The sequence below is a fragment of the Scytonema hankhaensis NUACC26 genome (genome assembly GCF_045865695.1).
In the GTDB taxonomy this organism is placed as follows: Bacteria; Cyanobacteriota; Cyanobacteriia; order Cyanobacteriales; family Nostocaceae; genus Scytonema.
Map to the genome: position 1 here is coordinate 34,574 of NZ_BAACAP010000167.1, position 9,811 is coordinate 44,384.

9 protein-coding genes are annotated in these 9,811 nt (G+C 38.9%); 4 read left to right on the plus strand and 5 right to left on the minus strand.

The window, feature by feature from the left end; all coding sequences use genetic code 11:
* Positions 1-34: 34 nt before the first annotated feature.
* From ACKTT2_RS14100 to ACKTT2_RS14115, 4 genes are all read right to left on the minus strand, one after another.
* The gene (locus tag ACKTT2_RS14100) at positions 35-553 is read right to left on the minus strand and encodes a DNA-binding protein (RefSeq protein WP_407887819.1); all 519 of its coding nucleotides are present in this window, start codon (positions 551-553) and stop codon (positions 35-37) included.
* Complete coding sequence (locus ACKTT2_RS14105) at positions 546-995, minus strand: DUF6932 family protein (RefSeq protein WP_407887838.1); 450 nt, start codon at positions 993-995, stop codon at positions 546-548. Before ACKTT2_RS14105 ends, ACKTT2_RS14100 begins: the two co-directional genes overlap by 8 nt.
* 218 nt (positions 996-1,213) lie before the next feature.
* Positions 1,214-3,721, minus strand: coding sequence for a PPC domain-containing protein (locus ACKTT2_RS14110; RefSeq protein WP_407887821.1), 2,508 nt, complete (start codon positions 3,719-3,721; stop codon positions 1,214-1,216).
* A 192-nt stretch (positions 3,722-3,913) separates the two neighbouring features.
* Positions 3,914-5,098, minus strand: coding sequence for a CAP domain-containing protein (locus ACKTT2_RS14115; RefSeq protein ID WP_407887823.1), 1,185 nt, complete (start codon positions 5,096-5,098; stop codon positions 3,914-3,916).
* Between the two features lie 264 nt (positions 5,099-5,362).
* Here ACKTT2_RS14115 and rfbD point away from each other — a divergent pair, with 264 nt between their 5' ends.
* The 4 genes from rfbD to ACKTT2_RS14135 all read left to right on the plus strand — a co-directional run bounded on the left by rfbD (position 5,363) and on the right by ACKTT2_RS14135 (position 9,489).
* A complete protein-coding gene (gene rfbD / locus ACKTT2_RS14120) occupies positions 5,363-6,250 on the plus strand; it encodes a dTDP-4-dehydrorhamnose reductase (protein WP_407887840.1) in 888 nt (295 codons plus the stop codon).
* 95 nt (positions 6,251-6,345) lie between these two features.
* Entirely contained in the window at positions 6,346-7,422 is a 1,077-nt protein-coding gene (locus ACKTT2_RS14125) for a glucose-1-phosphate thymidylyltransferase (RefSeq protein ID WP_407887825.1), read from the plus strand.
* Complete coding sequence (locus ACKTT2_RS14130; RefSeq protein ID WP_407887827.1) at positions 7,419-8,267, plus strand: glycosyltransferase; 849 nt, start codon at positions 7,419-7,421, stop codon at positions 8,265-8,267. Before ACKTT2_RS14125 ends, ACKTT2_RS14130 begins: the two co-directional genes overlap by 4 nt.
* A gap of 127 nt (positions 8,268-8,394) precedes the next feature.
* Positions 8,395-9,489, plus strand: coding sequence for a glycosyltransferase family 4 protein (locus ACKTT2_RS14135; RefSeq protein ID WP_407887829.1), 1,095 nt, complete (start codon positions 8,395-8,397; stop codon positions 9,487-9,489).
* 33 nt (positions 9,490-9,522) lie between these two features.
* Here ACKTT2_RS14135 and ACKTT2_RS14140 read toward each other — a convergent pair.
* Positions 9,523-9,811, minus strand: a 289-nt coding sequence (locus ACKTT2_RS14140) for a DUF4351 domain-containing protein (protein ID WP_407887831.1), incomplete at its 5' end; no start/stop codon positions are given.

Consider the following 9,811-nt stretch of genomic DNA (forward strand, 5'->3'; position numbering starts at 1 on the left):
TTCATCTTTAAGCACGGTTTACATCTCACCTAATCTATAGTAATAAGCTCTTTTTTATTGTCTTGGATGAAGAGAGTAATTCTTCTTTTGTAACTGGTGTTCTTCTAAGAATATCTAAAGGAACTAAAAACTTACCTTGTACTTTTATTTCAAGCGCCATAAATACACCTATCACATCCATGAAACTAGCATCTTCATAATCTTTAGCTTCATAATTTTTAATTTGTTCTTCCGTTAATCCAACTAAATCAGCAAGTTCTTTTTGACTGAGTTTTGCCGTTATACGAGCTTTAATAAGAAGTTGCGGTAGATAATAAATATCATTCAGTGTCAGCACGATGGGTGCGTGACTATCGTGAGATGTGAGATTTTCGTATTCAGCAATTTCAGCTTTTAATTTATCTAAATGAGATTGTAATGCGCTTCGGTTTAGTTCCCATCTCTGAGCAGCGTTGATTTTTTCGGCTTCATCTTTTTCCATTGCGGCTATGGATTTTTTAAATTCGCCTGCTAAATATTGAGTGTATTCATACTGTTTGTCATCTTTAATCATAGTTCCACCTCATTAAATCTATCGCGATAATGCCTTTTTTATTTCGATTTCTATTCCGTTGGAATAATTCAAAAGAATTTATGCCATAATTACCAACAGGTTGGTTGACTGGAAAAATCTCACCTCTATACTTAGCTTTCTGTCCAGCACGGTCATAATGATTGAGCAATCGGGGTGCATTAATTCTGAGGCAATCGGTATCTACAGTTTCGTTATCGTAACAAGCATCAAAATCTCCTGGTTTAGATTTAGTAGTAACAAAGCTACCATTAATATAAATAGTCCTGGAACCAGCTGCTTTTAGCTGCTTCATTGCTATTTGTAATCCCTGTATTAAAGATAACCTCCGTTCATTATTACCAAATCGCTCTACAAATTCCTCCCATTCTGCCCAATGTACTCCTAGTGGTAAATTACCATTTTCATCAAATTCTGGAATCACTCTCTTATAACCTAACATAAATCAATTTCCAGTTAGGAGCGTAACACAAGACTCCGCATTCCGTACTTAAAAAAACAAGTCCTTTCTTGCTAGCAGACTGTCCATCCAACGTTTTTCATCTTTTTCTCAACCTTCGTCGTCATTTTCAGCGAAATCTATGTTTGGTAGGACTTACGCACTGTACAAATTGGCTTTTTCTCGCTGACGAGTGAGAATGACTATGCAGATAATGTCAGAGTGTAACCAGTATTATTGTTCCAATAGTCAGTAGTGTATGCTCGAATAAAGTAAGTACCTGCTCCCAATGCTACTTTAATTGAAGCACTATCATAGCTATCGCCGCAGTCAGATCTTAATCGTTCAGCAGGATCGTAGATACCATTGTTGGTAGTATCATAAATGAGTTCTACACATACCGAATCAGATAAATTGGTTAAAGATAAGTTGAAGTTACTGTTGCTATAGCCAGATAAATTAAAGCTAAACCAGTCTTCGCGATCGCTAACACCTAATACATCTTTATATATGCGGGTTCCACTTAATGTACCCAGGTTTAGAGCAGTGCTCATACTGTTACCTGGATCGACAGGATTGGCGTTGTAGGCAGATTGTGTCAAACTTAGGGTGTAATTCGTATTATAGATAAATGAATCAGTGTTAACACGAACAAAGTAAGTGCCTGCTGCTAACGTGGCATTGATTGGAGTGTTACCGTAGCTATAACCCGATCCAAATTCTAATTGCTCGCTTGAATCGTATACACCATTCCCATTGCTGTCATAAATCAATTCCATATAAGCAGAATCATTCAAACCAGATAAAGACAGGCTAACTTTACTGTTTTGAGCTAAAGTGAAGCGGTAGTAGTCGTTGCGGTCTCCACTACCCACGAAATCCGTGTAGCTGCGGTTGGAATACAAGGTACCGACATCAACAGCCGTGTCAAAAGTACTCCCAGGATCTTTTGGTGTTGTGCGAGGAGCAACCGTCGCTGATAATCCCAATGTATAGTTCGTGTTGTTGTTGGAGTAGTCGGTGTAGATGCGAAGGAAGTAATTACCAGCAGCCAAAGTCGAACTAACTTGAGCATTATCGTACATACTACCTAAGTCATATTCTATTTGCTCGTTGGAATCATATACGCCGTCACCATTACTGTCGTAGATGAGAGCGATATAAGCAAGATCGCTTAAACCACTTAAAGATAAATTAACGTTGCTATTTTGAGCGAGGTTGAAGCGGTAGTAATCGTCACGATCGGCACTACCAACAAAATCCGTAAAACTTCGATTTAAGTTGAGTGTTCCGACATCAACAGCCGTAGCAAAAGAGTTACCCGGATCTTTTGGAGTTGTGCGTGAAGCCGTAGTTACGGTTACTCCTAAGCCATAATTGCTGTTGTCATCAGAGTAGTCTGTAGAGACGCGAATGAAGTAAGTCGCAGCTTCTAAGGTAGTACCGATCGAGGCTTTATCATAGGTACTTCCATAATCATAAGTCAACCGCTCATAATCACTAGAATCGTATATACCATTACCGTTGTTGTCATAGATGAGCGATAAGGAAACAAAATCGCTTAAACCAGTTAGGGATATGCTAACATTACTAAACTGAGCTAAAGTAAAACGGTAATAATCGTCGCGATCGGTAGTACCGATAAATTGGTTGGTGACATTGCGACTGCTATTGACAATGTCAAAGTTAAAAGCACTCCCTAAAGTATTGTCATATCGGTTGCTTAATGGAGAAATTGAGTTTGGTACAGAAGCTTGGCGTTTTTCTAGAAACCCAAAAATCTCAAAATGTTGCAGTGCTTGGTGATTGTTAAAGTTTAATGCTTTTAAGTCAGAATTATTAGCTAGGTAATAGCTAACATTAAAAGATACTGAAGAAGCACGTCCTTCATTTAACCCATAAGTTTGAAAGTGCTCAAATAACTGATTGTAAGACAGCCCTGCTGTCCTCAAATCGGAATAGGTATTGCGATAATAATTGCTATCAAAAGATACGGAAAATCTCCGTCCCTCAGCAACACCATAAGTTTCCAAATGCTCTAACAACTGGCTATTATTTGCACCTGTAGCAAACAAATCAGGATTAGCAGCCCGATAGATATTAAGATCGACAAACGGTGAAAAACGGCGTCCTTCTTCAAGACCAAAGATGATGAGATGCTGTAGGGCTTGATTATTACTTAAACCAGATAAGTCACTATTGATACTACGGTAAAAGTTAAGGTTGACAAAAGAAGAGAACTGCCTTCCTTCGCGCATCCCATAGTTTTGTAAATGCTCAAATAGTTGCTCGTTATTTAAGCTAGCTAAGTCATTGTTGGTAGCACGGTAAAAGTTGAAGTCAAAAAACGCTGAAAATTTTCTACCTTCGCGCATCCCATAGTTTTGCAGATGCTCAAACAGTTGCTCGTTATTTAAGCTAGCTAAGTCATTGTTGGTAGCACGGTAAAAGTTGAAGTCAAAAAACGCTGAAAATTTTCTACCTTCTTGAATACCAAAACTTTGTAAATGTTCGTAAGCTTGACGGTAGCTAAAATTAGTGAGCTCGCTATTACTAGAACGATAGAGGTTTAGATCTACAAGTGGAGAGAAGCGGCGACCCTCATTCAAACCATAATTTTGGAAGTGTAACTGTAATTGGGTATTGTTGAAGCTGGCGAGATCGGAATTAGCTGCACGATAGAAATTTGCGTTGAATAAGCTTGCGGACATATTTGTAGTTTTAGAACATCATGGCTAACTTACAGTTAGCTATGTTTAGTGTTCCCCTACGCCCTATGTTTTAAAAACATTCAAGCAACACAGTGAGTAAGTTTTACAAACAATTTATATTTTCAGTATGAGCACCCTAAATACGTATTATCCGCACTGAATATCAGGAAGGTAAAAGAAAAGTTTTTCTGTTTAAGCAAGAGCACCTAAATCTTGCGCCCAATAGTGGTTGTAATTAACATTGCCAGTATCATTGGCAAGGTAGTAGTATCCAACTCCAAGGAATTGATAGGCTGGATTCAGTATATTGGCACGATGTCCCGAGCTGTTCATCCATCCTTGAAAAACTTGTTGGGGTGTTGACTGACCTACAGCAATATTTTCTGCGATCGCGGAATATTGGAAGCCTGCTGCTTTAGCGCGATCGCCCACAGAAGCACCATTAGGATCGGTATGGTTGAAAAAGTCTTTGGTTGCCATATTTTGAACGTGTGTCTGGGCTGAATTATTTAACTTGTCACTCAACTGTACCGGTTGCAAGCCTGCTTTCTGGCGTTCGATATTTGTCAACTCTAAAATACTCTGTATGAAAGAATTGTTACCCGGACTTAGAGGTTGTGGGGCTGAAGTGGGTACGGGTAATGATGTATGTGTGGCAGACAGACTCAAGTTATAGTTAGTATTTGCATCGCCAACTCCTTGATAAACGCGAACGTAATAAGTACCAGCTTGTAAATTGCTAACACTTAATGTTTCATTTGCAGCACCGTTATTAGTCGATGCTGATACGATCTGTCCGCTACTATTTAGTAGTTGTAGGTCTGCATTTGCACTTGAACCATTGACTCTTAAGTTAAGGTTGGTTTGAGAACTTAGGTCTATACGGTAGTAATCATTTTGGTCTGCATCCCCAATAGATTCCCTGTATACAACAGTTTGGGAATCTAAAACAATCTGACGAGCCAGATTCAACGCATTACCAGCATAGTCGCGACTCATGCTGATATCGACGAAGGGTGATGCTTGGCGACCTTCAGTTAAACCATAGGTTTGTAAATGGTCAAAAAGTTGCTCGTTACTAAATGCTGCAAGATCGCCGTTGTTCTGGCGGTAGAAATTGAGGTCAACAAAGGGTGAAAATTTCCGTCCTTCAGAAATACCGTAATTGGATAAATGCTCGTAAGCTTGTTGGTTACTGAAACTAGCTAGATCGCTATTGCTAGCACGGTAAAAGGACAAGTCCACTAATGGAGAGAAAAGGCGATTTTCATTGAGACCAAAATTTTGAAAATGTGACAGCGCCTGTGTGTCTGTCATATTGCTGAGGTCTGGATTAGCACTTCGATAAAAATTCACATCAAATGAATTTGCGGACATAGGTCGAGTTCAAAGAGATACTTAATAGGTTTGTTTTACCTTGGTATTCCCTATGCCATCACACTTCAAACCATGAAAATACTGAATTTTTCAAGCTGAGAGTTTAAGAAGAAATGTTAAATGGGAACACAAGCAAATATGGTATCAAAATAAATACCAAAAATCTTGTAAGATAAAATACATAAATTTACTGAGAAATTTTCCGGTTTTATGCAGGCGATCGGTGATAATCTAGATTCGCTGTTGCTAGACTATGAAGAAAAAATGAGTCAATCCATTCTGCTGATTGGCAGCAACGGTCAAGTGGGTACAGAACTGCAAAAAATCCTGAACTCTTACGGAAATACCGTTGCAGTTGCACGTCCAACGATAGACATGACCAAACCAGATACTCTATGTAGTATCATCAGAGAAAAAAAACCTCAAATTATCATCAACGCTGCTGCATATACCGCCGTTGACAAAGCTGAAAGTGAAGTGGGAGCAGCAATGGCTGTCAATGGCATAGCACCGGGGATATTAGCTGAAGAAGCTGACAAATTAGGTGCTTTCCTAGTTCATATTTCTACTGATTACGTTTTTGATGGTAACAATAGTCGTCCTTACATAGAGACCGATCCGCTCGCTCCTCTAAGCGTCTATGGCAAAACCAAGTTAGCAGGAGAAGAAGCTATTCAAAAATTTTGTACCAATTACGTCATTCTTCGCACGGCTTGGGTATATGGAACTTATGGCAAAAGTAACTTTATCAAAACTATGCTGAGACTTGGAGGAGAAAGAGAAGAACTTCGCGTTGTGGCTGACCAGATTGGTAGTCCGACGTGGGCGAGAGATATTGCAGATGCGATCGCCCGAATTCTTCCCCAACTTAGTCCAGAAATGACCGGGATTTATCATTACACCAACAGTGGAGTTGCGAGTTGGTATGACTTTGCTGTCACAATTTTTGAAGAAGCGCAACAGTTAGGATGTCCTTTAAAAGTACAGAGAGTTGTCCCCATTTCAACATCAGAGTATCCGACACCAGCCCATCGACCTAGCTATTCTGTGCTGTCTTGTGCCAAAATAACCAAAGTTTTAGGAACTTATCCACCTTACTGGCGGCAAAGTCTTAGGCAAATGATTAAAGAATTGTTAGTGGTTAGTGGTTAGTTGTTAGTTGTTAGTTGTCAGTTGTTAGTGGTTATTTGTTAGTTGTTAGTTGTTAGTGCAAATGCCCAATGCTCAATCCCCAGTCCCCAATAACTATGAAAGCACTGATTCTCTCTGGCGGTAAAGGTACACGTCTACGACCTCTCACTTATACGGGAGCAAAACAACTAGTACCAGTTGCAAATAAACCAATACTATGGTATTGCATTGACGAAACGGTCAACGCTGGGGTGACTGATATTGGCATCATTATCAGCCCGGAAACAGGAGGAGAAGTTAAAGCCAAAACCGGAAATGGGGAACTTTTCGGAGCAAATATCACCTACATCTTACAGGAGCGACCTGCAGGGCTTGCTCATGCTGTTGGAGTTGCTCGTCCCTTTTTGGGAGATTCTCCATTTCTTATGTATTTGGGAGATAACTTGATTCAACAAGGAGATTTAAGTCATTTTTTGAAAGTTTTTAGTCAGAATCAGCAAGATGCTTTGATTCTTTTACGTCAAGTAAGTAATCCAAGTGCTTTTGGAGTGGCTAGGGTCGATGAAACAGGGCGGGTGGTACAACTAATTGAAAAACCAAAAGATCCTCCTTCTAATCTGGCTTTGGTTGGTGTTTATTTCTTTTCCCACACGATTCATGATGCGATCGCGAACATCAAACCTTCTACAAGAGGCGAATTAGAAATCACGGATGCTATTCAATATCTTATTAACAATCAAAAACACGTGGTCGCTTGTCAATTGGAAGGTTGGTGGTTGGACACAGGGAAAAAGGATGATTTGCTAGAAGCCAATCGGCTAATTCTCGATACTTATTTAAAAACCTCTCTTTCAGGAGAAATTGATGCCCAAAGTCAAGTTATTGGACGGGTAAAAATTGGTAATGGAGCTAAAATTATCAATTCTACGATTAGAGGACCCGTTATCATTGGTAACAACTGTTATATAGAAAACTGTTTTATTGGTCCTTATAGCAGTATTGCCGATAATTGTACCCTCATTGAAACAGATGTGGAACACAGTGTTTTATTAGAAGGCGCTAAAATAGTGGGAATTCATCAACGTATCATTGATAGCGTGATTGGACAACGAGCACTATTGAGTGCTACACCCCGTCGTCCAAAGGCTTTGCGATTTCTTATTGGTGATGACAGTCAAATAGAGTTAACGTGATTTATTTTTTAACTATCAACTATTATTCCACTGCTCTTGTTAAGAAATTAATTAGTTCTTTACCAGATAACAAAGATAGTGAATACAAGATTATAATCATTAACAATTCGCCTAACGATCGTTCTATCGAACAACTCAAAACTAAATCGGTACTGATTTTTGATGCCACTCATAATTTAGGTTTTGGTCATGCTTGTAATGTGGGTTTAAAATGGATTTACGAGCAAGATCCTCAAGGAATTGTTTGGATTATAAATCCAGATGCTTATTTGTCAGAAAACCCTTTGGATAAAGTTTGCTCATTCTTTGAGTCAAATCCAGAAATATCAATTTTAGGTACGATTATCCATACCCCCACAGGAGAAATTTGGTTTGCTGGTGGATGCTTTACTCCTACAACCGGAACTATTAGCACTCAAGATTTATTAACAAATACAGAAACAGAATTCGTAACTTGTGACTGGGTATCAGGTTGTAGTTTAATTGTGAATCTCCGTAAATTTGATAATGTTCCTCAATTTGACCAAACTTATTTTCTCTACTACGAAGATTTTGACTTATGCAGGAGATATGCAAATCAAGGACATACTATTGCAGCGACAAAGCAATTTGGTGTCGTCCATCAGCCCTCTTCAATTACCAACAAATACGTGTTTAGAAAAATCAAGCATAGTACTTATAGTTATTTAATTACTTTAGGGAAGTATACAAATTATTTTATTCTAATGCTTCGATTAATCCGGTTACTTGCCTACGCTTTTATTTTGATATTTGTCAAACCTCAAGTCGCATTTGGTAAGTTTTTTGGAGTGTTGATGTATTTGAGGCGAACTCTATATCTCTGACTTCTCTAAGTAGTCGGGGATCTGACATCGTAAATAGTAAATAATTGTTATACAATAATGACAAATTTTCAATAGTGGTGGGCTATGCCCACCCTACTAAGTTTTTTAAATCTAATTATAGTCCTAGATGAGCAAATTATTAATTAATCTATCGGTTGTTTTTTCTCAGCCTACTGGTATAAGCAACTATGCAAAAAATCTTTTTCCTTATTTAAAAACTCTCAATCCAACTTTATTAACGGCTTATAAAGAACCTGACTTTAATTGTTATTTAATTCCTGATAATCTCACACCTGCTCAAGGGACAAAAGGGCATTTTGAGCGTCTTGTATGGACTCAAGTTCAATTGCCTCAAATTTATAAAAAGCTAGAATCTAATTTAATATTTTCGCCTATTCCGGAAGCACCTTTGTATGGAAAGTGCCGTTTTATTGTTATGGTTCATGACCTCATACCAATACGCTTTGCCAACCTTTTTTCGCCACTCACATACTATTTTCGCTATTACATTCCTCAAGTACTGAATCAAGCACAACATATTGTTTGTAACTCTCATTCTACAGCTAAGGATATCACTGAGTTCTACCGCATACCAGAAAGCAAAATTACTCGGATTCCCTTGGCGCATGATACTAGTCGTTTTTACCCTGTTTCTTGGGAGGCTAACGAGCAAGATTATCTCGCCAAATGTCCCTACTTCCTTTATCTTGGGCGACAAGACCCCTATAAAAACTTGCTCAGACTTATTTCGGCTTTTGCTGCAATACCTAATAATAAAGATTATGAACTGTGGTTTGCCGGACCACAAGACAAACGTTACACTCCCAACCTGCAAAAACTAGCTGAGGAACTCAATGTTATCCATCAAATCAAATTCCTCAACTATGTTCCTTATCAAGATTTACCCAAAATTATTGGTGGTGCGATCGCTCTAGTTTTCCCTAGTCTTTGGGAAGGATTTGGTTTTCCCGTTTTAGAAGCCATGGCTTGCGGTACGCCTGTCATTACATCTAATATTTCCTCTTTACCAGAAGTCGCTGGTGACGCTGCTATTGCGATCGATCCTTATAATGTTCGGGAAATAACCGATGCCATGCAATTAATAGCAACTGATTCACAATTACGTCAGCATCTTTCTACCGAAGGTATTCATAGGGCAAATCAATTCAGTTGGGAAAAAACAGGGCTAGCTATGGTTGAGGTTTTATCACGTTATCTTTGAAGAGGCGATCGCTTTCTCACCTCTTTCACCGAATTAATTAGAATTCTCTTGCAGCCAAGTTAACAAATCCGATTCATCAGAAAAATCTAATAGTGCAAGCGCTAAATTCTCTAGTTGTGCTACTGATAACCGAGTCATGCGCTCTTGCAATTGCCGATCGACTCTCCCTATGCGACGTTCAAGTTGACGCACAATTAACTGTCTTGCTTCTTCCTGCTTAGCTTCCTCTTTGACTTCTTCGCGAACTTCCTCTTTGACTTCTTCGCGAACTTCCTCTTTGACTTCTTCGCGAACTTCCTCTTTGACTTCTTCGCGAACTTCC

Excerpts from the sequence above, each read along its gene's own strand:
- ACKTT2_RS14100 (WP_407887819.1), bottom strand. The coding sequence starts at position 553 with ATGATTAAAGATGACAAACAGTATGAATACACTCAATATTTAGCAGGC.
- ACKTT2_RS14110 (WP_407887821.1), bottom strand. The coding sequence starts at position 3,721 with ATGTCCGCAAGCTTATTCAACGCAAATTTCTATCGTGCAGCTAATTCC.
- ACKTT2_RS14115 (WP_407887823.1), bottom strand. The coding sequence starts at position 5,098 with ATGTCCGCAAATTCATTTGATGTGAATTTTTATCGAAGTGCTAATCCA.
- rfbD (WP_407887840.1), top strand. The coding sequence starts at position 5,363 with ATGAGTCAATCCATTCTGCTGATTGGCAGCAACGGTCAAGTGGGTACA.
- ACKTT2_RS14125 (WP_407887825.1), top strand. The coding sequence starts at position 6,346 with ATGAAAGCACTGATTCTCTCTGGCGGTAAAGGTACACGTCTACGACCT.
- ACKTT2_RS14135 (WP_407887829.1), top strand. The coding sequence starts at position 8,395 with ATGAGCAAATTATTAATTAATCTATCGGTTGTTTTTTCTCAGCCTACT.